General features: G+C 64.8%; 28 protein-coding genes. 18 read left to right on the forward strand and 10 right to left on the reverse strand.

Features of this window, described 5'->3' with window-relative positions:
• Positions 1–2 precede the first annotated feature (2 nt).
• A complete protein-coding gene (locus Q0C59_RS01605) occupies positions 3–641 on the forward strand; it encodes a TIGR04282 family arsenosugar biosynthesis glycosyltransferase (protein WP_291210942.1) in 639 nt (212 codons plus the stop codon).
• Between the two features lie 5 nt (positions 642–646).
• On the opposite strand, the gene Q0C59_RS01610 is transcribed toward Q0C59_RS01605, so the two are convergent.
• The 9 genes from Q0C59_RS01610 to Q0C59_RS01650 all read right to left on the reverse strand — a co-directional run bounded on the left by Q0C59_RS01610 (position 647) and on the right by Q0C59_RS01650 (position 8,137).
• Positions 647–1,099 carry a DUF302 domain-containing protein gene (locus Q0C59_RS01610; RefSeq protein ID WP_291210777.1) on the reverse strand — a complete coding sequence of 151 codons (453 nt, stop codon included), beginning with the start codon at positions 1,097–1,099 and terminating at the stop codon, positions 647–649.
• Positions 1,100–1,210: 111 nt separating this feature from the next.
• Positions 1,211–2,056: an S-methyl-5'-thioinosine phosphorylase gene (locus tag Q0C59_RS01615; RefSeq protein WP_291210780.1), complete on the reverse strand. Its 846-nt coding sequence runs from the start codon at positions 2,054–2,056 to the stop codon at positions 1,211–1,213.
• Between the two features lie 3 nt (positions 2,057–2,059).
• Complete coding sequence (locus Q0C59_RS01620) at positions 2,060–3,064, reverse strand: hypothetical protein (RefSeq protein ID WP_291210782.1); 1,005 nt, start codon at positions 3,062–3,064, stop codon at positions 2,060–2,062.
• Positions 3,061–3,906: a phosphonate ABC transporter ATP-binding protein gene (locus tag Q0C59_RS01625; protein WP_291210786.1), complete on the reverse strand. Its 846-nt coding sequence runs from the start codon at positions 3,904–3,906 to the stop codon at positions 3,061–3,063. The genes Q0C59_RS01620 and Q0C59_RS01625 overlap by 4 nt, the downstream gene beginning before the upstream one ends.
• Positions 3,903–4,799: a phosphonate ABC transporter, permease protein PhnE gene (phnE, locus tag Q0C59_RS01630; protein WP_291210788.1), complete on the reverse strand. Its 897-nt coding sequence runs from the start codon at positions 4,797–4,799 to the stop codon at positions 3,903–3,905. The genes Q0C59_RS01625 and phnE overlap by 4 nt, the downstream gene beginning before the upstream one ends.
• Positions 4,796–5,662, reverse strand: coding sequence for a phosphate/phosphite/phosphonate ABC transporter substrate-binding protein (locus Q0C59_RS01635; protein ID WP_291210790.1), 867 nt, complete (start codon positions 5,660–5,662; stop codon positions 4,796–4,798). The genes phnE and Q0C59_RS01635 overlap by 4 nt, the downstream gene beginning before the upstream one ends.
• Positions 5,659–6,705, reverse strand: a complete 1,047-nt coding sequence (gene arsS / locus Q0C59_RS01640) for an arsenosugar biosynthesis radical SAM (seleno)protein ArsS (protein WP_291210792.1) — start codon at positions 6,703–6,705, stop codon at positions 5,659–5,661. Before arsS ends, Q0C59_RS01635 begins: the two co-directional genes overlap by 4 nt.
• A 104-nt stretch (positions 6,706–6,809) precedes the next feature.
• Positions 6,810–7,445, reverse strand: a complete 636-nt coding sequence (locus Q0C59_RS01645) for a DUF1109 domain-containing protein (protein WP_251711160.1) — start codon at positions 7,443–7,445, stop codon at positions 6,810–6,812.
• Positions 7,442–8,137, reverse strand: a complete 696-nt coding sequence (locus Q0C59_RS01650; protein ID WP_366518797.1) for a sigma-70 family RNA polymerase sigma factor — start codon at positions 8,135–8,137, stop codon at positions 7,442–7,444. Before Q0C59_RS01650 ends, Q0C59_RS01645 begins: the two co-directional genes overlap by 4 nt.
• Before the next feature lie 39 nt (positions 8,138–8,176).
• On the opposite strand from Q0C59_RS01650, the gene Q0C59_RS01655 reads away from it, so the two are divergent.
• The gene (locus Q0C59_RS01655) at positions 8,177–9,076 is read left to right on the forward strand and encodes a DUF547 domain-containing protein (RefSeq protein ID WP_291210793.1); all 900 of its coding nucleotides are present in this window, start codon (positions 8,177–8,179) and stop codon (positions 9,074–9,076) included.
• Between the two features lie 6 nt (positions 9,077–9,082).
• Here the strand turns inward: Q0C59_RS01655 and nrtS are convergent, their stop codons facing one another.
• Positions 9,083–9,331 carry a nitrate/nitrite transporter NrtS gene (nrtS, locus tag Q0C59_RS01660; protein WP_291210795.1) on the reverse strand — a complete coding sequence of 83 codons (249 nt, stop codon included), beginning with the start codon at positions 9,329–9,331 and terminating at the stop codon, positions 9,083–9,085.
• 192 nt (positions 9,332–9,523) lie between these two features.
• On the opposite strand from nrtS, the gene Q0C59_RS01665 reads away from it, so the two are divergent.
• The 16 genes from Q0C59_RS01665 to Q0C59_RS01740 all read left to right on the forward strand — a co-directional run bounded on the left by Q0C59_RS01665 (position 9,524) and on the right by Q0C59_RS01740 (position 23,675).
• Positions 9,524–9,844, forward strand: coding sequence for a DUF2282 domain-containing protein (locus Q0C59_RS01665; RefSeq protein ID WP_291210798.1), 321 nt, complete (start codon positions 9,524–9,526; stop codon positions 9,842–9,844).
• Between the two features lie 37 nt (positions 9,845–9,881).
• A complete protein-coding gene (locus Q0C59_RS01670; RefSeq protein ID WP_291210800.1) occupies positions 9,882–10,808 on the forward strand; it encodes a DUF692 domain-containing protein in 927 nt (308 codons plus the stop codon).
• Positions 10,805–11,575 carry a DNA-binding domain-containing protein gene (locus Q0C59_RS01675; protein WP_291210802.1) on the forward strand — a complete coding sequence of 257 codons (771 nt, stop codon included), beginning with the start codon at positions 10,805–10,807 and terminating at the stop codon, positions 11,573–11,575. Before Q0C59_RS01670 ends, Q0C59_RS01675 begins: the two co-directional genes overlap by 4 nt.
• A 95-nt stretch (positions 11,576–11,670) precedes the next feature.
• Positions 11,671–12,114, forward strand: coding sequence for a DoxX family protein (locus Q0C59_RS01680; protein ID WP_251711187.1), 444 nt, complete (start codon positions 11,671–11,673; stop codon positions 12,112–12,114).
• A gap of 25 nt (positions 12,115–12,139) precedes the next feature.
• The gene (locus Q0C59_RS01685) at positions 12,140–12,886 is read left to right on the forward strand and encodes a YiiX/YebB-like N1pC/P60 family cysteine hydrolase (protein WP_291210804.1); all 747 of its coding nucleotides are present in this window, start codon (positions 12,140–12,142) and stop codon (positions 12,884–12,886) included.
• A gap of 62 nt (positions 12,887–12,948) precedes the next feature.
• A complete protein-coding gene (locus Q0C59_RS01690) occupies positions 12,949–13,518 on the forward strand; it encodes a carboxymuconolactone decarboxylase family protein (RefSeq protein ID WP_291210806.1) in 570 nt (189 codons plus the stop codon).
• The gene (locus Q0C59_RS01695; RefSeq protein ID WP_291210809.1) at positions 13,515–13,859 is read left to right on the forward strand and encodes a thioredoxin family protein; all 345 of its coding nucleotides are present in this window, start codon (positions 13,515–13,517) and stop codon (positions 13,857–13,859) included. Before Q0C59_RS01690 ends, Q0C59_RS01695 begins: the two co-directional genes overlap by 4 nt.
• 43 nt (positions 13,860–13,902) lie before the next feature.
• On the forward strand, positions 13,903–14,757 hold the full coding sequence (locus Q0C59_RS01700; RefSeq protein WP_251711168.1) for an AraC family transcriptional regulator: 855 nt from the start codon (positions 13,903–13,905) through the stop codon (positions 14,755–14,757).
• Between the two features lie 161 nt (positions 14,758–14,918).
• The gene (locus Q0C59_RS01705) at positions 14,919–15,488 is read left to right on the forward strand and encodes a carboxymuconolactone decarboxylase family protein (protein WP_291210814.1); all 570 of its coding nucleotides are present in this window, start codon (positions 14,919–14,921) and stop codon (positions 15,486–15,488) included.
• A gap of 12 nt (positions 15,489–15,500) precedes the next feature.
• On the forward strand, positions 15,501–15,809 hold the full coding sequence (locus Q0C59_RS01710) for a hypothetical protein (protein ID WP_291210817.1): 309 nt from the start codon (positions 15,501–15,503) through the stop codon (positions 15,807–15,809).
• A 30-nt stretch (positions 15,810–15,839) separates the two neighbouring features.
• Complete coding sequence (locus tag Q0C59_RS01715; protein WP_291210820.1) at positions 15,840–16,535, forward strand: haloacid dehalogenase type II; 696 nt, start codon at positions 15,840–15,842, stop codon at positions 16,533–16,535.
• 78 nt (positions 16,536–16,613) lie between these two features.
• Positions 16,614–17,156 carry a peroxiredoxin-like family protein gene (locus Q0C59_RS01720; protein WP_251711172.1) on the forward strand — a complete coding sequence of 181 codons (543 nt, stop codon included), beginning with the start codon at positions 16,614–16,616 and terminating at the stop codon, positions 17,154–17,156.
• Between the two features lie 56 nt (positions 17,157–17,212).
• Positions 17,213–17,575, forward strand: a complete 363-nt coding sequence (locus Q0C59_RS01725) for a hypothetical protein (protein ID WP_291210826.1) — start codon at positions 17,213–17,215, stop codon at positions 17,573–17,575.
• A gap of 93 nt (positions 17,576–17,668) precedes the next feature.
• Positions 17,669–18,943 (forward strand): TolC family protein, encoded by a 1,275-nt coding sequence (locus tag Q0C59_RS01730; RefSeq protein WP_291210829.1) that lies wholly within the window; start codon positions 17,669–17,671, stop codon positions 18,941–18,943.
• Positions 18,940–20,544 (forward strand): efflux RND transporter periplasmic adaptor subunit, encoded by a 1,605-nt coding sequence (locus Q0C59_RS01735; protein ID WP_291210832.1) that lies wholly within the window; start codon positions 18,940–18,942, stop codon positions 20,542–20,544. Before Q0C59_RS01730 ends, Q0C59_RS01735 begins: the two co-directional genes overlap by 4 nt.
• Positions 20,541–23,675, forward strand: coding sequence for an efflux RND transporter permease subunit (locus Q0C59_RS01740; protein ID WP_291210834.1), 3,135 nt, complete (start codon positions 20,541–20,543; stop codon positions 23,673–23,675). The genes Q0C59_RS01735 and Q0C59_RS01740 overlap by 4 nt, the downstream gene beginning before the upstream one ends.
• Positions 23,676–24,128: the final 453 nt, after the last annotated feature.

Here is a 24,128-nt window from a genome sequence, read left to right on the forward strand (position 1 = left end):
ACATGAATCACTCTGTCCACATCATCGTCTTCGCCAAAGCACCCGTCGCAGGCCTTGCCAAGACAAGGCTGATCCCGGCGCTGGGAGCAACGGGCGCTGCCCGCCTGGCTGCCTTGATGTTGAAACATGCGGTAGCACAGGCGCTGGCCAGCGAGGTGGGCACTGTGGAGGTGTGTGTGACGCCTGCGCCTGAAGATCCCATGTGGTCGGAGCTGTTGCCGCAGCACGCAGCGCTGCGCATCAGCGATCAAGGCCATGGTGACTTGGGAGAGCGAATGGCGCGGGCTGCTCAACGTGCGTTGGCCGCGGGCCACGCGGTGCTGTTGATGGGAACCGATTGCCCGGATCTCACCGCCGAGCGAATTCGAATGGCGGCAGCGAACTTGCTCACCAGCGATGCCGCGCTCGTACCAGCCTTTGACGGTGGCTATGTCTTGCTGGCACTGAACCGCTTTGATGCCAGCCTATTTCGAGACATCGCCTGGAGCACCTCCAGCGTGGCGCAGGTCACGCGGTCTCGGATGGGCCAGTTGGGCTGGAGCGCGACCACCTTGTCAACGCTGCACGACATCGATGAGCCCGATGATCTTCGTTGGCTGCCCGAGGCTTTGCTGCCGGCTGGCATTCAGCAGCCGAAGTGATGTGATCAGTTGGCAGTCGCCGCAGCGGCGATACCTTCGAGCGCCTTGCGCAGGTTCTCGACCACGGGGCACTGCGCAACACCATGGCGCTGGGCGAGAAAGGCTGGGTCGTTGTAACCCACCCAGACTTGGGCTGATGCGTCCTCCCACACCAACGCCTTGAGCGGCAGGTCGATGCCAACCGATTGCGCGCACTCCATGAAAGGTGTTCCGCCCTGCGGATTGCCGAAGATGAGCACCTCGGTGGGTCGAAGGGGCCTGCCCACCTTGGTCGCGCCAGCGGCATGGTCGATGCGCGCGAACACGTTCAGGCCCCGTTGTTTGACGATGTCCTCCAGCCGGTCCATGGTCGCCTTCGCACCATGAGGACTCTTGACTGCGATCAGACCATCGGCGGCATTGACCAGGCCGAGGGTGGATGTCAGAACGAGTGCAGCGATGGCGTGAAAAACTCGCATGGGAAGCCTCCTTGGGGTTGGGGTGGCGCAGCCTGGCTGCTTCAGAGCTTGTGAGAGGCACTCAGCCTCCAACAAGTTCTCAGGTTCTACGCAGATGACTTCGGAACTGGATCAAGACCGGAGCTGGGACACCCAGGTCTTCTGTGCCTCGGACATCGCTTCGTCGGGCGTGAGCAGCGCCCCGGTGAGCGCTGTGCGGATCGAGGCTTCGGGCACTGGCAGCGTCTGCGACAACAGCGCGTCGAGCAGGCGACGTGCCTTGGCCAGGCTCTGGCCGTAGAGCTCGAACACGGCCGACACGCTGACGTGTTGCGTGGGGTCGTCGAGCCAGCAGTCGTAGTCGGTCACCAGGCCCACGGTGGCATAGGCCATCTGGGCCTCGCGCGCCAGAAACACCTCGGGTGCGTTGGTCATGCCCACCAGGTGGCAACCCATCTGCCGCAGCAGGTGGCTCTCGGCCTGGGTGCCCAAGCGGGGGCCGTCCACGCAGGCGTAGGTCAGGCCGCGGTGCACCGAGAGGCCAGACTTGTCTGCAGCGGCCATGACCGCATCGACCAGCGCACTGCTCACGGGCTTGGCGGTGGAGACATGTGCTGCGACACCGTCACCGAAGAAAGTTCGCTCGCGCGCACCGCGCGTCCAGTCGATGTACTGCTCGGGCATCGCAAGCTCGCCAGGCGCGACTTGGATGGCCAGGCTGCCCACGGCCGAAAAGCCCAGCATCATGGTGGCGCCTGCACGCTTGAGCGCATACACGTTGGCGCGGTAGTTCACTTCGTGCGGCAACAGCCGGTGACCGGCCCCGTGGCGCGCCAGAAACAGCACCGCCTGGCCGTGCAAGGTGCCGCGCAACACCTCGCCCGATGGCGTGCCGAACGGCGTGTCGCCGCCCTGACGTTCGTGGATGTCCAGACCGTCGAGTTCGTAGAGGCCGGTGCCTCCGATGATGGCGAGCATGGTTCAGTTCTCCAGTGGGCGCACGGCGTCCTGCAGCTGATAGGCCGGACCGTGCTGGATGCGGTTGAAGTAGGAGGCGTGGGCGTCGCTGCCCTCGGGCCACAGCTTTTGGAATTGCCGCTGCCAGGCGGCGGTATCGATTTCGATGGCGATGGCGTCGATGTGAACCTCACGCTCGACCACGCCGAAACGACGCTCGGCGCCCGTGTACGGCGAGAGCGCGATGCGGGTGATCAGGCCCGCCGCATCGCCCTGGAAGTTGGGCATGCCGGTGGCGCCGTTGTTGAACACCCAGCGTGCGTGGTCTTGCTTTGAAGCAAGGCGCTGGAACACGGGCAGACAGGTGTGCGTGCTGGCAAAGGCGTGCACGTCAGCCTCGTCGAACCAGCGTTTCACCGCCTCGCGGTGCACGGCGTCGCGCAGGTGCTCCTGCGCAAAGCCCCAGCCGGCGAGCGACTGCGCGTCGCCATGCACCACGCCCAGACGCAGTGGACCGACATCGGCGCGCAGCCACATCGGCAAGGACCGCAGTTCGCGCTGCTGCTCGGGTGTGACGCAGCTGCGCAGCGCTTTGTGAATGCGGTTGGAGCGTTCGACCACCTGGTCTCCCACCCAGTCGGGGTAGGCGCAACCGCAGCCGGCATCGGCATCGGCGCTTTCATCGGCGTTCTGGTCGGCCAGCTCGGTCTCCACATTGCCGCGCAAGGCATCAAAGCGCATCACCGATTGCTGGATGCGGGTGAACACGGCTGGATCGGCGTCAAACCAATGGAAGTCGCCGTTGAACACCATGCGGGCTCGCCCGCGCTCCTGCCCGAACAGTTCGATCACGCGCTGCAGTGCGGCCTCGTTGCCATACAAGCCGCCCACCACATAAAGCACATCGAGATCTCTCAGGTGCTCAGGCGCCGCGCTGGCGAACACCGAGGGCGCGTAGCGGTAGTGCAGTGGGCAGCTTCTGCCGGCAGTCGCAGGCGAGGCATCGAGCGTGGGAGCGTCAATGTTCATGGGGTACTTCGTTGCAGGGTTGGCAGGCAAGCCGTCAGCGCCGGCGTCGGGCATGGGTTGGGTGTTGAACAGCGGTCGGTTGGCATCGGGCTCAGGCTAGACGCATACAGCGCCTGCAGCCGTTCGGCATCGACCTGAGCGATCGGCAAGTCAAATTCCAGCGCGCCATCGCGAAGGCCGATCACGTGATCGGCCAACAACGGCAGCAGCGCAGGCTGGTGTACCACGGTGATCAGTGTGGCGCCACCGGCGATGCTGCACAGCCATCGGCAGGCATCGGCGGCGGCGGCCGGGTCCAGATTGGCCGTGGGTTCGTCGGCCAGGATGAGGCGCGGGCGCTGCAGACGCAGGCGTGCAATGCTGAGCTTCTGGCGTTCGCCCCCCGAGAGACGGTCGGTGCGTGTATCGCCCAGACCCTCCAGACCAACCACAGCAAGCGCCTCGTCGGCCTCAGCCACGAGCGTCGCGGGGTACAGGCGGCTCCAGCTGCGCCAGCCGCTCAGGCGTCCCAGCGCGCCGATCAACACGTTCTCGCGCGCGCTCAAGCGCGACACCATGTGCAGCCCCTGCATGACCTGGCCCACCTCGCTCCGCCAGGCGCGCAGCGCGGCGTCGGACACCGGCTCCTGCAGCGGCCGCCCCAGCACGCTGACCGATCCTTCGGTGGGAACCGCCAGGCCACCGAGCACCCGCAGCAGCGTCGATTTGCCCGCGCCGTTGTGCCCGACGATGGCCACCCGCTCGCCGGCACCGATGTGCAGTTCGTCCAGTCGCAGCAAGGTCCGCGCACCGGCTTTCACGGCCAGCTTGCGGATGTGGATGTCGTGTGTTGTGGCGCTCACAGCAAAGCCTGGCGTATGCGCCGAGAGAGGCTGTCGAACGCCACCACCAGCGCGATGACGACGAGCAGGATGGTGGCCAGGCGGCTCCACTGGAACAGGCTGACCGCCTCGGAGATCAGCAGGCCGAGGCCGCCCGCGCCGATGAGGCCCAGGATGGTCGAGTCGCGGATGTTGAACTCCCAGATGTAGAGGTGGTTCGACACGAACTGGGGCAGCACGGCGGGCCACACGGCGTTGAAGAAGACCTGGGTGCGCGACGCGCCGGTGGCTTGCACGGCGTGGATGGCGCCCATGTCCAGCGACTCGACCGACTCCGCGTACAGCTTGCCGTAGGTGCCCATGGAATGCAGCGCAATGGCCAGTATGCCGGCGGTCGGACCCAGGCCAACAATGCCCACCAGCACCAGGCCGAACACCAGTGTGTGAATGGCGCGCAGCACGTCAAGCAGACCTTTGCTCGCCCAGGCCAGCCAGCGAGGTGCGCCCAGGTTGCGCGCGCTCAGCAGGCCGGGGGGCAAGGCCAGCAAGGCCCCCAGCAGCGAACCCAGGGTGGCGATCTGGAACGTGACCCAGGTGGCACGCCCCAGTGCCGCCAGAAAATCGGCCTCCACCACGCGGCGGTCTTCCACGCGCAGCAAGGTGCCGTCGTCGCTGCGGTATTCCAGGCGCTCCGGCCCGAACCACACATCCAGAAAACTCGGGTACGCGAATTCACCGATCGACTTGATCAGATTGGCCACGGGGTTGCGCCCCAGCGACAACTCGCCCGCCACCCAGAGGCTGCCCAGGCAGACGCCCACCAGCAGCGCATAGGCGAGCACCAGCAGCGCAAAACGCGCCCGACCGGACCAACGCGGTGGCGAGAAAGGCGGCTGGATCAGCAGCGCGCTCACTTGGGCTGCAGCGTGCCAGTGGCCAGACCAGCGTCCCGGATCGGCTTGTAGGCCCGGTTGTCGCTGTTGATGAAGCCGGTGTAGCTCGGCGGCATCAGACCGGGCTGCGTCTTGAGAAGGGGGCCAACCTCAGCCAGCGCCGCCTGCAGGCGCGCCACGAAGGCCTTGTCCTTGTGGAGCGCTTCGCTGACGGCAAACGCGTCGTTGGGCAAAGGATCGGACTGCCAGATGATCTTCGAGCGCTCGGCTTTGATCAGGCCCTGCGCGATCATCGCGTCGCGGTTGCGGTTGTAGTCGGCGCCAGCGTCGATCTGCCCGGCAGTGACCTGGGTCTGGATCGCCTGGTGCTTGGTGTGCAGCACGCGAGAAAAATGCTTCGCGGGATCGATGCCCTGCTTCATGAAGAAATGCAGCGGGATCAGGTAACCGGAGGTGGATCCTTTGTCGCCAAAGGCAAAGGTGCGCCCTTTGAGGTCGGCCACCGAATTGATGCCCGAGTCCGGATGGGTGACGATCATCGCGAAGTATTCGGGCTTGCCTTCGTACAGGATGGTCGAGACCACCTGGGCATTGGCCGCCTGGTTGGCCAGCACGTAGCCCCACGGACCCATCAAGGCCAGGTCGGTTTCACCATTGGCGAGCGACTTGGCCAAGCCTTCCCAGCTGTCGACTGTGCGCAGCTCTACCGGGCGACCCAGGCGCTGCGAGAGGTGTTGCGCCAGCGGCCGGTAGGTGGCGTCGTTGCGCTCGCGATCGGGCTGGAACAGGCCGACACCGAATTTCAGCGGCGTGGTCTGTGCCTGTGCGGTGAGCGTTGCGAGCAGCAGGAACAGGCTGGCCAGCCAGCGGGTGAACACGATCATGGGGTCTCTCCTGAAGTTACGGTTTGGGATGGGCTTTGATGCGCGGCATGAACAGAAATCGTCGCTGCCGCTGGGTCGGCCGACTCCAGTGCACCACCGCAACTGCTGCCCTGTCCTGCGGTGCAGCCGTAGCAGTGGTCAGCAATCCGGATGGCCTCGCCTTCGGGATCCGCACCGAGCAGTTCCCGCAGGTGCGGACGGTAGGTCTTGCCCAGGCGGGCCGGCAGCCCCAGCATCTGGTTGAAGTCGCAGTCGTACAGATCGCCCTGCCAGTCCACGCTGATCATGGAGCGGCACATCACGGTGTTGAGGTTGTCGGCCTGGTACGCCTGCTTGAGCAGTTGCATATAGGTGACGAAGGTGCCCTTGGAGACCAGGGTGCTCCCAAAACGCTGCACCGGCATGTTGGTCAGCGCAAACAGGTGGTTGAAGCGGATGCCGAAGTGCTGCAGCAGCTCGCGCTTGTAGTCGGCCTCCAGTGCACCTTGCGGTGGTGGTAACGACGGGCCTTGGGGGTTGTAGACGAGATTGAGCGTGAGACCACTGTCCGGCACTCCGTAACCCAGCGCGTTGAGTTGCTGCAGCCCGGTGATGCTGAGATCGAACACGCCATCGCCCCGCTGACGATCGACATTGGCCGGGGAATAACACGGCATGGAAGCCACCACCTGAACACCTTGCTCAGCCAGGAAGGCCGCCAGGTCTTCCTGACCGGGCTCGCTGAGGATGGTCAGGTTGCAGCGGTCGATCACCGCGACACCCAGGCTCCGTGCCGCCACCACCAGGCGCCTGAAGTGGTCACTGAGTTCCGGCGCGCCCCCGGTGAGGTCCAGCGTGGTGATGCGCCTGGCTTTCAGCACCTCGATCACCAGGTCCACCGTTGCCCCGTCCATCATTTCGGTGCGGTTGGGGCCGGCGTTGACGTGGCAATGCAGGCAGGACTGGTTGCAGCGGTAACCGAGGTTGACCTGCAGAGTGGTCAGGGGTTGGCGCCGGATGGCGGGAAAGTCGGTGGCGGTGAGCAGCGGCAGGGTGTCGTGCATGGGACGGACTGGTGAAGTTGAAGGTTCGACACCATCAGTCGTTCACAACCGATTGTTTGTTACAGCCCGGCAGAAAAAATACCGCCAGGGGCGTTGTCGCGGCCTCACCACCTCAGCAGCCGCGGACCGAGGACCGCGCCCAGCAGCCCAGTCAGCAGGACTCCCAGCGAGTACCAGACTGCCACAAACGTGGCCGAGACCTCAGGACACACCAGGGAATAACCCATGGCGCCCAGTGCGCCGGCCATCAATCCAGCGTTGAAGCCGGCAGCCCGCAGTTGGGTGGGTGCGAGTCCGCGAAGCGCCCACAGTGCGCCGGCCAGTGCCGGCAACGAAAGCGCCACCACATTCGTTGGGCAGCTGAGCCAGGTTTCGCCAAACAGGGCCGCCATGCGTTGATCCGGCGCGCTGGACACCAGCGTGAGCGCGCCCAGGGCCAGCATGGTGGCAAACACAGCCAACACGGCCCGCACGGGCCAGTGCGTGCGCGCCACCGGCCGGGAAAGCCTCGCCGTCAACCAGCCAGCCGCCAGCGCCAAGCTGCCGCCGTACATGAGCTTCAGCCACGGTGCCTGCGTAGCCCACATGGTCACTGGGATCGATCCCATGCTCACCAGCGCGGACAAGGCGCTGGCGATCAAGCCAAGCGCCACCACTGGGGCCAGTCGCCGCAGCACGGGCGCCTGGGGGGCAGGCCCTGCGCCCTTGGCCAACATCTCGATCAACGATTGCGTTTTCATGTTCCTGTGTCTTTCACCCATTGCGCCAGCCGCTTCAACCCTCTGTGCACTTGTACCTTGATGGCCGACTCCGAGATGCCGGTGCGCATCGATGCTTCGGTTACCGACAGCCCCTCGATCTTCGTCAACACGATGGCCTGACGTTGAACATGTGGCAACTCCTGAAGCAGCCTTTCAAGGTCTCGCTGCGCACCGTCTTCGACCGGCTCGGCTGCCAGCAAGGCCTCGTCCACATCGTCCAGCGCGTCGTGGAGGTTCTCCCGCCGCCCACGGCGCCTCCAGAGATCGACCAGCTTGTGGCGAGCGATCGCGGTGACCCAGGCGCTGACCGGCAACGTCGGGTCAAAGGTTCCGCGTTGCAGATGAAGTGCCAGCAGCGTTTCCTGCACCAGGTCTTCGATGTCGTCTGGCGTCGACTGCATGCGCCGCCGCAGGAATCCGCGGATGCGCAACGCGATCTTCTCCAGCGCCTCGCGGTAAGCGACCTCATCGCCTTGCTGCGCACGCAGCCACAGCGGTTTCAGGCTGGCTTCGAAATCGTTGGGACCTGTCTCTCTAGGCATTTCGTGGCAGCGGCTGCTTTGGTTACACAAATGGGGGGGCGGCATGAACAAGTGCCGACCAAAGGCAGGGTTGTTGGCCCGGGATTCTGCACTGCCTGTAACCGAAAGGCCTCCGGCTTCGTAAATCAAAGGCCCTTCCATCCCTTTCAACCCGTCAAGACAAGCCAGATGAAAACTTCTTCCACGCCCGCCTCGCGCGTGGTCACGACGCAGCCCTTGTCCGAGGGCCTTGTCATGAGCACCAGCCGACGCCAGTTTTTCCTCTTCACTGCCGGGTGCCTTCCGGCCTTGTTGCCCCTGGGCCACAGCCATGCTGCAGTGTTCGATCACAGCCACGCCGCCTGGACCGGTCTGCTCAAACGGCATGTCGTGCTGCTTCGCGGCGGGCAGGCATCGCAGGTTCGCTACGCAGGCTTCTCAAAGGACCGCGGGGACCTCACGGCCTATCTGTCGTCACTTTCCGCCGTCACCATTGACGGGTTCTCGGCCTTCTCCCTGGCGCAGCGCCAGGCGTTCCTGATCAACGCCTACAACGCGTTCACCGTCGAACTGATCCTCACCAAATACCCGGACCTGACGTCGATCAAGGAGTTGGGCAGCCTCCTCTCCAGTCCCTGGAAGCCGAAATGGATTTCCCTGCTGGGCAGCAAGGTGTCGCTGGACGACATCGAACACGGCATGCTGCGCAAGCGGGGCGTCTATGACGATCCCAGGGTGCATTTCGCCGTGAACTGCGCGTCCATCGGGTGTCCAATGTTGCGCGAAGAAGCCTTTGTAGCAACGCGCATCGACGCCCAACTGGAGGAGCAGTCGAACCGTTTCATGGCTGACCGGACGCGCAACCGGTTTGACGAAGCCGCGGGGCGACTGCAACTCTCGCGTATCTTTGACTGGTATGCCGACGATTTCAAGCGAGGTGATCGGGGCGTCACCTCATTGCACGGTTTTGCCGGGCTGTACGCCGAACGCTTGTCGGACTCTGCAGCGGGCCGAGATCGGATCCGCAGCGGGCGCGTTGACATCACCTACCTCGACTACGACTGGTCCCTGAACGACGCAAGCCGCTGAGTCGTTTTACTGAGGGTGACGCACGTCTTCGCGAGGCAGCTGGCTTCTGCTGACTTCGTTTTTGGCTGCGCTGTAGCTGGACACGAGGTAGGGCACCAGGTAGTTGAGTGCCACATGCATCCACGAGGGCGCGTGAGCGGCCAAGATGGCCTCACCCTGATTGATCACATTGAGTGCAGTGCCGACAACGGCAGACACACGCAGTGCGTTCAGGACGATGGATCTGGACAAGGCTGTGCTGATGAGATTTTTCATTGGAGGGCTTCATGTGATGGCGGGTTCGTTCGCTTGACCCGATCGGTTACATCGCCGATCAAGAAAAGAATCTTTTTTTGATGTAACGAACCAGACGCGCTTTCGACCATGCAGGGTAGGCCAGATTGTCTGACCTGCCCGCTCGGAGGAATTTCCATGAGCGGATTTGCCAACCCCTTGCAGGAGTGATTCATGGAAAACACTGTCGATCGCCGCACCGCCACCCGCCTCGCATCCGGCGCCGCCCTGGCCCTGGCCATGGGTGCCGCGCTCACGCTGGCGGCTGCACCTGTTGCCGCACAGAGCGCGGACAAAGAAAAATGCTTCGGCGTCGCGCTGAAGGGCAAGAACGATTGCGCCGCCGGGCCAGGCACCACCTGCGCCGGCACGTCCAAGGTGGACTACCAGGGCAACGCCTGGTCGCTGGTTCCAAAAGGAACGTGCGAGAAGACCGCATCGCCCAAGTCGCCATCCGGATTCGGGCAATTGAAGGAGTTCAAGGAAAAGGCTTGATGCGCTTGAGCTGGACTCTCACTAACCAGGCTTTCTTATGAAACTCTCCGCCCAGGATCTCAAAACCGTCTTGGGGATTGGCGCGCTGCCAATGCGGGGTGGGCTGGGCCTGAAGGCAGAGCACTTCGCCCACGTTCGGGACACCCGTCCCGACGTGGGCTTCTTCGAGGTCCATGCCGAAAACCATCTGGTGGCGGGTGGGCCGATGCTGCGCCACCTTGCAGCGGTCCGCGCTGACTACCCGCTGACCATCCATGGTGTCGGTTTGTCGATCGGATCGGAAGCCGGCCTGGACGAAGAACACCTCAAGGCGGTAACGGCGCTGGTGCAGCGTTTCGAGCCGGCGGTCTTCTCCGAACACCTGGCATGGTCGTCCCACAGCAGCACGCACTTCAACGATCTGCTCCCATTGCCTTACAACCTGCCTACCCTTCACAGGGTCTGCCGGCACATCGACCAGATCCAGAACCGCATGGGGCGGCCTTTGTTGCTGGAGAACCCCTCCACCTACTTGTCATGGGCGGCGTCCACCTGGAGCGAGGGCGCCTTCATGAGCGAGGTGGTTCAGCGAACCGGCTGCGGTCTGCTGCTGGACGTGAACAACGTGTACGTGTCGGCGATCAACCAGGGCGCGGACCCCGTCGCTGCCCTGCTCGAACTGCCACTGCGCCACGCCGGGCAGATTCACCTTGCCGGGTTTGCCGAATCGTTTGACAGCTCGGGCGTGCGCCTGCTCATTGACAACCATGGCGCCAGCGTCGCCAGTGCGGTCTGGGCCTTGTTCGACACGGTGCTGGCTCGGGTGGGGCCCGTGCCCACCTTGCTGGAGCGTGACCAGAACATCCCTGCGTTTGCCGTGCTGATGGCCGAGGTGGGCTTGGCAGACTCGAAGCTGGCGCGTGCCAACCGATCACTGGATGCTGCAGCATTGATCCATGCCATGACACCCGAGGTGGTGCGATGAGCCACCACAGCTTCGCCCACGCGCTGCTGGACCCCTCCCTGCCTGTGCCGGCGGGTCTTGTGTTGCGGGGTGGTGGAAATCTGGCCGATCGCTTCGCGGTGCACCGCAACAACACCGTCGTCTCGCTGGTCGATGCCTTGCTCGCCATCTACCCAGTGACGGCAGAGCTGGTCGGCGAGCCGTTCTTTCGCAGCATGGCTGCGGTCTACGTCCGGCAGTCCCCTCCCCACCAGCCTGTGCTGGTGCGCTACGCAGCGGATTTCGATCGCTTCATTGCGCAGTTCGAGCCCGCTGAAAGCGTGCCCTATTTGCCGTCGGTGGCGCGCGTCGAAGCGGCCTGCATGCACAGCCTGCATGCGGCCGACGACATCCCCATGGACATTGCCCTGGTGGCCGAGGTGATCGCCGACGGCGACACGCTGCTGCAGCGCGGGTGCCGCCTGGATGCATCCCTCGTGCCCTTGAGCCTGAGCCATGCCGGCGCCGACGTCTGGAGGGCGCACCAGCCCGGGTCGGACCTGCTTTTGTCCACCATAGATACCACGCGATCTCAGGACGTCTTCGTCCTCCGCCGCGGGGACGGTGTGGTGGTGTGGGAGCCGCCGGTGGGCACGGTCGCGCTGGTTCGACTTCTCATGGACGGTGTACCACTGGCAAAGGCAGTGGAAGGGATGGGAACGCAGCACGACAACTTCGATTTTTCAATCAGCCTGGCGGGTTTGTTGCACCACGGCCTGGTGGTTGATCTCCCCCTTTGCAACGCATGACTGGAGCAACTCATGGAATCCGCATCACCATCGCCCGCCCGCACCCAACCGGCCTCACTGCTCGATCGACTGGCCGATCTGGTGGCCACTTCGCCATGACGCGCCTGCCGAACTCATTGCTGGCGCTGCTCGCGCGGTTTTCGATCGCTGCGGTGTTCTGGAAATCGGGCCAGACCAAGATCGAAGGACTGACCATCGACTTCATCAACGGCGATTTCGTGCTGGGATGGCCCAAGCTTTCCGAGAATGCCGTGTTCCTGTTCGCAGATGAATACCGCTTGCCCATCGTTGCGCCGCACCTGGCGGCCTGGATGGCCGCGTTCAGCGAACATCTTTTTCCCATTCTGTTGCTGATAGGTCTGTCCACCCGTTTCTCGGCGCTGGCGCTGCTGGGCATGACCACCGTCATCCAGGTCTTCGTGTATCCCGACGCCTACCCCACACACGGGGTCTGGGCCGCTGTATTGCTATACCTCATGGCCCACGGGCCGGGCAAGATCTCGGTGGATGAGTTCATCCGCTACCCATCGCGTTGCTGAAGCGTGCACCGGGAAGGGAAGCACCGTGGGAAGCCTCACCCGGTTCGTGGGACGCCAGCTGGCCCGCTACCTGGCGCGCGAGGTGCATGTGCATGGCACAGCGCCTCCCACGCCGGTGCAGTGGCTCAGGGACACGCTGGTGCCAGGCGATGTGTTGCTGATTGAGGGACACAGCCGGTTCAGCACTGCTATCAAATACCTCACCCAGTCCACCTGGTCGCACGCGGCCCTCTTTGTTGGCCGCGACGCCCTGGTCGGCCAGGATGAAACAGAAAACTTGTGCTTCATCGAGGCCGATGTGCAGATGGGTGTGCGTGCCGTCGGCCTGGAGCTGTTCGCGCCGCACCACACACGCATCTGCAGACCGGTGGGTCTGCTCGCCGCAGACCGGCAAGCGCTGATCCAGCATGCCGTGGCCCAGCTCGGGCGGCAGTACGACCTGAGGAACGTGATCGACCTGGCGCGTTACCTGTTCCCGACACCTCCGGTGCCTGCCCGTTTCCGACGTCGGATGCTCTCGCTGGGCAGCGGTGATCCCACCAAGGCCATTTGCTCTACCCTGATTGCCCAGGCCTTCCAGGCCATCGGTTACCCCGTGCTGCCAGAGGTCCGGCTCATGAACCGCAACGATCCCCTGTGCCCCGATTGCCAAGACGAGATCTACATGGTTCGCCACCACAGCCTGTTTGCGCCGCGCGACTTCGATGTGTCGCCGTACTTCGACATCGTCAAACCGACCCTGCGGCAAGGGTTCGATTTTCATGGTGTCTAATGGGGCGACTTGACCACCCCGGCGACAACTACTCACGTTGCCTTGACCACAGGATTCGACCGATGAGCTTCTTTCCCTCCCTGCCCGAGGACGCTGGCGTGCGCCACATCCTCACACTCAACCCGGAAGCCGGGCGAGCGCTGGTTGCTTTTCACACCGCAGCGCTGCGCAACGCCAGTCCGCTGACGCCCGCTCACAAAGAGCTGATCGCCGCCTACGTGTCTGGTCTGAACGCCTGCCAGTATTGCTACGGTGTGCATTCGCAGACCGCGCAGGCCTTCGGCATGGGTGAGGGTGTGCTGGAAGCCTTGTTGGCCGATGTGGATTCGGCCGATGTTGAAGAGCGACTCAAGCCGCTCTTGCGCTACGCGCGAAAACTCACCCTGGAGCCAACGCGCATGACCCAGGGGGATGCGCAAGCTGTCTTCGACGCCGGGTGGACCGAGATCGCGCTGCACGATGCCGTGCTCACCGTGTGCCTGTTCAATTTCATGAACCGGTTGCTCGAAGGTCATGGGGTCAAAGGCAACCCTGGCGTGTTCAACACGCGCGGGCAGGCGCTGCGTGACGACGGCTACGAACCGCTGTTGGCGTTTCTTGATGCGGCTGTCCAAGCCGCGCCGAGTGCATGACGCTGGACGTGGTGTGCCTGTGTGCCGATTGGTGCGGCACCTGCCGCGACTACCGGCCCGAATTCGAAACCTTGACAGGCGCACAGCCCGACTGGCGTACGCGCTGGGTTGATGTGGAAGATTTTGAGACCGTGCTCGACGACGTCGACATCACAACCTTTCCCCTGATCCTGATCGTGGACGGCGCCGGTACGCTGTGCTTTGCTGGTCCGGTCACGCCCCAGCCAGGCATGCTGCAGCGACTGTGCCAGGCAGCACAGCTAGGCTCACTCAGGGCCACTGAAGACCAAGCTGCGACCTGGCAGCCCTTGCTGCGCGCCCTGCAGATTCGAGACGAATGATCATCATTACCTTTGCTTCATTTACCAGACGTATCATCTGGCCATGGATGCTCTCGTCTCACTGCTAAGCAATTTCTCTCTTCATGCGGGTGTGTTCTATACCGGCAACATCTGTGGCATTCACGACTTCGAGCGCGACACAGAACGCGGACACCTCCACCTGATTCGCAGCGGATGGGTTCAGGTGCGCGGCGTGACTCGGCGACGGTTCGAGGTGACACAACCCACGTTGATGTTCCTGCCCCGCCCGGACCAGCACCGGCTGGTGACCGATGACGGACCTGGCTCCGACGTGGTTTGTGCCACGGTGCAGTTCGGTGGTTCGGGCGTCAATCCCGTCACCGCATCGCTGCCCGATCTGGTGATGGTCCCTTTGGCGCAGATGTCGGGAGTCGACGCTCTGCTGGATCTGATGTTCGAGGAGGCCTTTCACGAACACGCGGGCCGACAAGGAGTGCTGGATCGCCTGTGCGAAGTGCTCATGATTCGTCTGCTGCGCCACTGCATGGCCCTGGGCCTGACGCAAGGGGGCGCACTCGCAGGCCTGGCCGATGTGCGCCTGGGCCCTGTGATGGCCGCAATGCACGAAGATCCCCAGCACCCGTGGGACCTGCTCGGCATGGCGCAACTGGCCGGCATGTCACGCGCCCGCTTTGCGGTGCGGTTTCGCGAGGTGACTGGCGACACCCCGGCTGACTACCTGGCCGCTTGGCGCGTGATGACAGCGCAGCGCCTGCTTACCCGCGGCGCACCGGTCAAGCAGGTGGCCGAAGACGTGGGCTATGGCAGCGCGAGCGCCCTGTCGCGCGCGTTTGTGCGCCGGCTCGGAATAGCACCGGGGCAATGGCTGAGGCAGCAAGCCTTGCCAACGCAGACCGAAACCGCGCTCAGTCTTTGACGCTCCCGTGTGCTCACCTTCCAGGGAACGTCGGGTATGGAAATAGAGACGGCTGGTCTCTCGTTGGGTACGGTGACCACCTAGTATGAAGCAACGTTCGTCGAGCACCTGACCCAGTGATCGGTGAAGCTTTGCAATCGCAACTCAGGAGCCCTCCTTCCATGTCTGCCGCCCCATACATCCACCAACTCAACCCAATCAACCACGCCAGTGCAGAAGGCCCTCAGAAGGCCATTCTGGACTCTGCCCTCAAGCAGGTCGGCTTCATCCCGAACATGTATGCCAACATGGCCAACGCTCCGGCCGTGCTGAGTACGTACCTGCATGGCTACGGACTGTTCCGCAGTGAGTCTGGCCTGACGCCCACGGAGCAGGAGGTGGTGTTCCTCGCAGTCAGCCAGACCAACGGCTGCACCTATTGCACCGCAGCGCACAGCATGATCGCCGACAAGATGTCTGGCGTCCCCGCCCCAGTTCTGCAGGCCATCCGTCAAAAGCAACCCATTCCCGATGCCAAACTGGCCGCGCTGTTCGCAACAACCACCGAGATGGTGAAGTCGTTGGGCCAGCCCAGCCCCGCCACGGTAAAGTCGTTCCTTGAGGCGGGTTACCAGGAGCGGGATCTGCTCTACATCGTGCTGGCTGTGTCCGTGAAGGTTCTGAGCAACTATTCCAACCACGCCTTTGCCACGCCAGTGGACGAGCGTTTTTCGGCCTACAAAGTCGACTGATCCATTAAATCCATGACGCCCACCTTTGTTCCACAAACGTTTAAGCGGGTGATGGGCTGCACCGCTTCGGAGCTGATCTCATGGTTGCCGCGCGCTCTGCCAGGTGCCGAGCTGACCACCGATGTGGCAGGACAACGTAACGTGGCCTTCTGGGCCGGGGGATCGATGGAGTTGCGCTGGAATACCCTGCCGCCCAGGCGTATTGCGTTGCTGGAGATTCCGCAGCTGCAAGTGAACTTCGCGTACGACGGCCTGGACGACGAAGCGCGTTACCGCATTCAGAAGTGCTTCGACCTGCAGACCCACCGTGGCGGCGGTTGAAGCGCTTCTCGACAACAAAGGAACCGCCTCATGAACATCAAGGCACTGGCATTTGACACCGGTGGCACGGTACTCGACTGGCACAGCGGCATCTGCAAGGCCTTCGCCTTGGCCGGACAGCGCCACGGTGTAGAGCGCGACTGGCACGCGGTAACCAACGACTACCGGCGCGCGTCAATGGCAGGCATCGTGGGCAAACTGCAGCCTGCGTTCAACATGGACGACGTGCACCGCACGGTGCTTGACGGCGTGATGGCGCAACACGGGCTTGAGATGTTCGCGCCGCAAGATCACGCGCAGATTCATCGCGCCTGGAACAGCCTGAACGCCTGGCCAGACTTTGCCGGGGCATTGGGTCGCCTGAAGCGCAAGTTTCCGGTGGTCTCGTTCACCATGTTGCCACTGGCCATGGTGATGGCCGTCTCCAGACGCAATGGCCTTGAGTGGGACGCCGTGGTCTCGTGCGAAATGATCGGCGCCTACAAACCGCAGCCGCTGGCTTACGAACAGGCGGCGCGTTGGATGGATGTAGCGCCTGGTCAAATCTTGATGGTGGCATGCCACAACTTCGATCTCAACGCAGCCCGCGCATGCGGTTACCACACCGCCTTCGTGCGGCGCCCTTTGGAGTGGGGCCCCGCCGGCCCCCCCGATCCGCATCCACACCCCGACTGCACCATCGTGGTAGACGACTTCCCAACATTGGCACAACACTTGGGTGCCTGAGGCGTTTCGATTCACCACGCCCCCGGTAGCGCTGTCGCCGGCGACATCGCCATCACAACAACCTACGAGAGATACACCATGCTCATTCCCCGCCAAACAGTACCGGCGCTGGCTGTCCCGACCCTGTCCCACGGTACTTTCAACATCGCCACCGATTCGCCAGAACAGTTTTCTCTGGTGGTCTTTTACCGCGGCCTGCACTGCCCGATCTGCCACAAATACCTGCTCGAGCTTGGTCGACTCCTTCCCGAGTTCACAAAGCGCGGCGTGAAGGTGATTGCGTTGTCCAGCGACACTGAAGAACGTGCCCAGGCCATGGCCGACAAGCTGAACGCTCCTGATCTGCGGGTGGGGCACAGCCTGCCCCTGGAGGTTGCACGCGCGTGGGGTCTTTACATCAGCGCGTCCCGTGGGGCGACATCCATCGGCATCGAGGAGCCCGCGTTGTTTTCCGAGCCGGGGGTCTTCATTGTTCGTCCAGACGCGACGCTGTACTACGGCGCCGTCCAGACCATGCCCTTTGCCCGTCCCCATTTTGATGAACTGATCGCAGCCCTGGACTTCGCGGTGGCCAAAAGCTATCCCGCGCGCGGTGAATACAGCGGAGCCTTGCCTCAGTGATGGAGTTCGATGGTGAGACCGCACCACATTGCAAGTCCTTCTTCTAGAATTCGCTGATGCGCCGCCTGCTCGTCCTCGTCCTGTGTCTGCTGCTGCCCCTGCAGGGGTTCGCGGCGTGGCAGGTTCCTGCGTCACCATGCCCCATGCAGGACATGATGGCCATGGCGGACGAAGCCGGCGAGATGACAGAGTCCCTGGCCGAGACCATGGACGATTGCTGCAACGACATGGTCACCTTTGAGCGCACGGGTCAGCCCTGCAAGAGCGTCCAGAGTTGTGTTACGTCAGCTGCAGGCCTGCCGTCTTTCCCCTACCTCTTGACCCAGACCCCGGTCACCCAGGACCCTCAAGCGCCGGCCTGGCGCAGCCTTCCCCCGGGCGCCACTTCGCGCCTCTGGCGTCCACCCACTTCCGTCTGATTCCCCGCACAGCGCAGCCCACCCGCCGGTGGCGCTGCTGTCGCGCGCTGTCAGGGCTTTTGTGCCCGGGCGTGCCTGCTCCGGAGCTCAGACATGGAACACCCTTCGCTTTTTCTTGCACGCGCCGTGCTGGCCCTCGCTGGCCTGCTCGTGCTGGTCACGCCCGCTGCTGCCGATGAACCCCTGAGCCTGAGCGCTGCGGTGAGCGCCGCCCTGGCCCGCTCGCGCAGTCTCGACGCATCAACCGCTGCCGTGCAAGGCGCGCGCGAGATGGCGGTAGCCGCTGCGCAACGACCCGACCCGGTGCTGCGCCTCTCGCTGGACAACTTGCCGGTGAACGGCCCCGAGCGGTTCAGCACCACGCGTGACTTCATGACCATGCGCTCGATCGCGCTCATGCAGACCTTGCCCAGCGCGGAGAAGCGCCGTGCGCGGGGCGAGCGCTTCGAGCGTGAAGCCGATGCGGCGCTGAGCGAACGTGCACAACGCGTTGCACTGCTGCAGACCGAGGTGGCGCAGGCCTGGCTGGAGCGCAGAATGCAGGAGCAGCGTTGGTTGTTGCTGCAGTCGCAGATCGCCGAGGCGCGTGTGCTGGTGCAGACCACGGAAGCCGCTCTTCGCGGCGGTCGCGGTTCCACGGCCGATGCGCTGGATGCCCGCGAGGCGCTGACCCAGCTGGAGCAAGGCTTGATCGGCGCGCAGGCCGAGCGCACCAACGCCCGCCTCACGCTGGCGCGCTTCACCGGCGGGCCGCCCGACCAGCCGCTGGCCGATCCGCCGCCGATGCGGCACACCACCGCAGCGGTAGGTGAAGCGGACCCATTGCGCAACCTGCCCGATCTCGTTGCGCTGCAGGCCCGCGAGGCCGTGGCGCGGGCCGAGGCCGAAGTGGCGCGCCAGGAGCTCAAGCCGGACTGGAGCGCCGAGGTCATGTTCAGCCAGCGCGGCTCGCAGTTCTCCAACATGGTGTCGATTGGCGTGTCGGTGCCGCTGCAATGGGACCGCCCGCAGCGCCAGCAACGCGAACTCGCCGCGCGCCTGGCGCGTGTGAACGAACTGGAGGCCGAGCGCGAGGAACAGACCCGCGAGCGGGCGCTGCAGGTGCAGCGCTGGCAGCAGGACTGGCGCGCTGGGCGGGACCGGCTGGCCTTCCTGGACGCGCACCGCCTGCCGCTGGTCACACAGCGCGTGGATGCCGCGCTGGCGGCCTACCGGGGCGGGCGCGAAAGCCTGGGCACCGTGCTGCAGGCGCGCCGCGACGCACTGAACCTCGCGCTCGAACGCCTCGCGCTGGAGCGCGACACCGCAGGCCTGTGGGCCCAACTCGAATACCTCATCCCCGACAGCCCGACAGGAGTGAAACCATGAGCAAAAAAACATCCTTCGTCGCGCTGGCCGCTGTGGCCCTGCTCGTTGCCGTGGGCGCGGGTGCCTGGTGGCTGGGCATGCAGCAGGGCATGGGCCACACCTCGCCAGCGCCACAACCGGTTGCGGCGACCACCGCCAGCGACGACCCGTCCCTGTGGACCATCCCGCAAGGCGAAGCAGCCACGCGCCGGCACATCCGCGAATCGCTCAAGGCGGGGGATGTGGACCCGGTCACGGGCCGGCGCATCTTGAATTACCACGACCCCATGGTGCCGGGCAAGAACTTCGAGGCCCCCGCCAAGTCGCCGTTCATGGACATGATGCTGGTGCCGCGCTACGCCGGCAGCGATGCGGCTGATGCCAGCAGCGTCACCGTGAGCCCCCGCATCCAGCAGAACCTGGGGCTGCGCACGGCGCCGGTGGTCGAAGGCTCGCTGGTGTCGGAAGTAACAGCCGTGGGCAACGTGGCCTGGAACGAGCGCGAGCGGGTGGAGCTGAGTTCACGTGCCATGGGCTTCGTAGAGAAGCTGCATGTGAAAGCGGCGCTCGATCGCGTGGCGGCCGGCGCGGCTCTGGCCGAGCTGTACGTGCCCGACTGGGTGGCCGCGCAGGAGGAGTACCTGGCGCTGGCGCGCCTGACGGGCGATGGTATCGACGCGCTGCAGGACGCCGCGCGCCAGCGCATGCGCCAGGCGGGCATGACACCCGCGCACATCCAGCGCGTGGTCACCTCCGGACAAGTGCAAGCGCGTTTCACGCTCACCGCGCCCATCGCCGGCATCGTGAGCGAGCTCATGGTGCGCGAGGGCGCGACCGTGATGCCGGGCATGACGCTGATGCGCCTGCAAGGCACGCGCACGGTGTGGGCCGAAGGCGCCGTGCCGGAGAGCCAGGCGGCGCTGCTGCAACCGGGCGCACGCGTGCGCACCACCAGCCCCGGCGCGCCCGGCCAGACCTTCGAGGGCCAGGTGCAAACCTTGCTCCCCGAGGTGGACGCGATCACACGCACCATCCGTGCGCGGGTCGAGCTGGCGAACCCGCAGGGGCGGCTGGTGCCCGGCATGCTGGTGAGCATGCGGCTGGACCGCCCGAAGGCCGCCGCGACCTTGCTGGTGCCCAGCGATGCGGTGATTCACACCGGGCGTCGCAGCGTGGTGATGGTGGCCGAGGACGGCGGGCGCTTCCGCCCGGTGGAGGTGACCGCGGGCCTGGAGGTGGGTGGCCAGACCGAGATCAGCGCGGGGCTGCAGATGGGTCAGCGCGTGGTGCTCTCCGGGCAGTTCCTCATCGACTCCGAAGCCAGCCTGCGCGGTTTGGAAGCGCGTCTCAACCAGGAGCCTGCAGCTCCGTCCACACAACAGCGCTACACCACCGACGCGGTGATCGATGCGCTCAGCGGCGACACGGTCACGCTCACGCACCCACCCATCCCGGCACTGAAGTGGCCGCAGATGCAGATGGACTTCATGTTGCCCCCGCGCGCGCAGCAGCCACGCGACCTGGAGGCCGGTGACCGGCTGCAGATCGAGTTTGAAATGCAGGACGGCGACGTGCCGCGCATCACCAGCCTGCAGCGCGTGGCACCGGAGCCGCGCCAATGATCGCCGGGCTGATCCGCTGGAGCATCGCCAACCGTTTCCTGGTGTTGCTGGCCACCGCATTGCTGAGCGCGTGGGGTGTGCTGGCCTTGCAGCGCACGCCGCTGGATGCGCTGCCCGACCTGTCCGACACGCAAGTCATCATCCGCACCACCTGGCCGGGGCAGGCGCCGCAGATCGTGGAGAACCAGGTCACCTACCCGCTGACCACCACCATGCTGTCGGTGCCGGGTGCGCGCGCGGTGCGTGGCTTCTCGATGTTCGGCGACAGCTTTGTCTATGTGCTGTTTGAAGACGATGTGGACCCGTATTGGGCGCGCTCGCGCGTGCTGGAGTACCTCAACCAGGTGCAGGCGCGCCTGCCGCGCGGCTCGACCTCATCCATCGGGCCCGACGCCACCGGCGTGGGCTGGATCTACCAATACGCCTTGGTCGACCGCACCGGCGGGCAGGACATTGCCCAACTGCGCGCCCTGCAGGACTGGTTCGTGCGCTTCGAGCTCAAGACCGTGCCCGATGTGGCCGAGGTGGCGAGCGTGGGCGGCATGGTCAGGCAGTACCAGATCGTGCTCGACCCCGACAAGATGGCCGCCTACCGCGTGACGCAGGCCATGGTGGCCGATGCGGTGGCGCGCGGCAACCAGGAGGCCGGGGGCTCGGTGCTGGAGCTGGGCGAGGCCGAGTACGCGGTGCGCGCCAATGGTTACCTGAAGACGCTGGACGACTTCCGCGCCATTCCGCTGATCACCAGCAGCGCCGGTGTGTCGGTGCGCCTGGGCGACGTGGCGCGGGTGCAGACCGGGCCCGAGATGCGGCGCGGCATCGGTGAGCTCAACGGCGAGGGCGAGGCCGTGGGTGGTGTGGTGGTGATGCGCTCGGGCAAGAACGCGCTGAAGACCATCGCGGCGGTGAAGACGCGGCTGGCAGAGCTGCAGCGCAGCCTGCCGGCGGGTGTGGAGATCGTGCCGGTGTACGACCGCTCGGGCCTGATCGAGCGCGCGGTGAAAAACCTGGGCGAAAAGCTGATTGAGGAGTTCATCGTGGTGGCGTTGGTGTGCCTGGCCTTTTTGTTCCACCTGCGCAGTGCGCTGGTGGCCAGCATCTCGCTGCCGCTGGGTGTGCTGATGGCGTTCATCGTGATGCAGCAGCAGGGCATCAATGCGAATGTGATGTCGCTGGGCGGCATTGCCATTGCCATCGGCGCCATGGTGGACGCGGCCATCGTGATGATCGAGAACGCCCACAAGCACCTGGAGCGCTGGGCGCACCAGCACCCGGGCGAAACGCTGCAGGGCGAGCCGCGCTGGCGCGTGATCAGCGACGCTGCGGCTGAGGTGGGGCCAGCGCTGTTCTTCTCGCTGCTCATCATCACGCTGAGCTTCATCCCGGTGTTCACGCTGGAGGCGCAAGAGGGTCGGCTGTTCGCCCCGCTGGCCTTCACCAAGACCTACGCCATGGCGGCCTCCGCCGGGCTGGCCGTGACGCTGATCCCGGTGCTCATGGGCTATTTGATTCGCGGGCGCATTCCGGCCGAGACCGCCAACCCGCTGAACCGCGCGCTGATCGCCTTGTACCGCCCGGTGCTGGACGCGGTGCTCAAGGCGCCGAAGCTCACGCTGGTGGTGGCGGCGCTGGTGCTGGTGGTCAGCGTCTGGCCGCTGCGCCAGCTGGGCAGCGAGTTCATGCCGCCGCTGGACGAAGGCGATCTGCTCTACATGCCCACCGCGCTGCCTGGCCTCTCAGCCGCCAAGGCGGCCGAGCTGCTGCAGCAGACCGACCGCCTGATCAAGACCATTCCCGAAGTGCAAAGCGTGTACGGCAAGGCCGGGCGCGCCGAGACCGCCACCGACCCGGCGCCGCTGGAGATGTTCGAGACCACGATCCAGTTCAAGCCGCGTGACGAGTGGCGCGCCGGCCTCACGCCCGAGGCGCTGATCGAAGAGCTCGACCGCACCGTGCGCGTGCCGGGCCTCTCCAACATCTGGGTGCCACCCATCCGCAACCGCATCGACATGCTGGCCACCGGCATCAAGAGCCCGGTGGGTGTGAAGGTGGCCGGGCCCGATCTCGCCACCATCGACCGCCTCACCGGCGAGATAGAAAAAGCAGTGAAGAACGTGCTTGGTGTGAGCAGCGCGCTGGCCGAGCGCCTCACGGGCGGGCGCTACATCGACGTGGACATCCGCCGTGCGGACGCCGCGCGCTACGGGCTGAACATCGCCGACGTGCAGGACATCGTGGCTGGCGGTGTGGGCGGCATGAACATCGGCGAAACGGTGGAGGGCCTGCAACGCTTCCCGATCAACCTGCGCTACCCACGCGAGCTGCGCGATTCGCTGCCGGAGCTGCGCGCGCTGCCCATCGTGGCGCCGGGCGGCCAGCGGCTGGTGTTGTCCGACGTGGCCGACCTGCGCATCAACGAAGGGCCGCTCATGCTGCGCAGCGAAAACGCGCGCCTGGCCGGCTTTGTGTACGTGGACATCCGCGGGCGCGATCTGCGCGGCGCGGTGCTCGACATGCAGCGCGCGGTGGCCGAGCAAGTGGCGCTGCCCGCGGGGTACTCCGTGTCGTGGTCGGGGCAGTTCGAATTCCTGGAGCGCGCCACCGCCAAGCTCAAGCTGGTGGTGCCGGTCACGTTGCTCATCATCTTCGTGCTGCTGTACCTGATCTTCCGCCGCTTCGACGAAGCCCTGTTGATCATGGCCACGCTGCCGTTCGCGCTGGTGGGCGGGGTGTGGTTCCTCTGGCTGCTCGGGCACAACCTGTCGGTGGCCAGCGTGGTGGGCTTCATTGCGCTGGCCGGTGTGGCGGCCGAGTTCGGCGTGATCATGCTGATCTACCTCAAGCAGGCCTGGCAGGAACGGCTGGACGCCGGGCGCACGGACGAACCGTCGTTGCTGGAAGCGATCCGGGAGGGCGCAGTGATGCGGGTGCGGCCCAAGGCCATGACGGTGGCCACCATCGTGGCCGGCTTGCTGCCGCTGTTCTGGGGCATGGGCACCGGCAGCGAGGTCATGCAGCGCATCGCCGCACCCATGATTGGCGGGATGATCAGCGCACCGCTGCTGTCACTGCTGGTGGTGCCGGTGGTCTATCGGTTGATGCGGCGGCCGCGCAAAGCGTCCACTGTTTAGGAACTCGGTGGGAACGCAGAATGCTTCTAGGCAACACGCCTGCATGAAATCCATGTGCAGACCGAACTGGGAACGCATATTCCAGCGAGGGGCTGCCCGCAACTTCTGCGGAAATACCGCTGTCGGGGGCGCTACCGCCGTTCTCGATACAGCCAGCAATCGACCGGTGATTGCCCCTTTCAACCGCTCAAGCCCTTGAGCGCGAATGTTCGAGACCCTGTTGAAGAGACGGACACGCAGAAATTGCAAGCGTATTGGACTGGCAATGGACTTCAGAGAATTTGTTCCCCAAGAACTGCAAAGATGTGTCGGGTCTGCACTCGATCTCGTGACGGCACACCGCATAGCCAAAGGCTTGGTACTCGACCAAGAGAGAGTGACGGCGATGCATGAGTCACTCGAAGAACCACTTGTAGCGGCGTTCAGCGAGTTCGACATTGGCTTGTCTCTATT

The sequence above is a fragment of the Hydrogenophaga sp. genome, from assembly GCF_022844385.1.
Taxonomy (GTDB): Bacteria; Pseudomonadota; Gammaproteobacteria; order Burkholderiales; family Burkholderiaceae_C; genus Hydrogenophaga.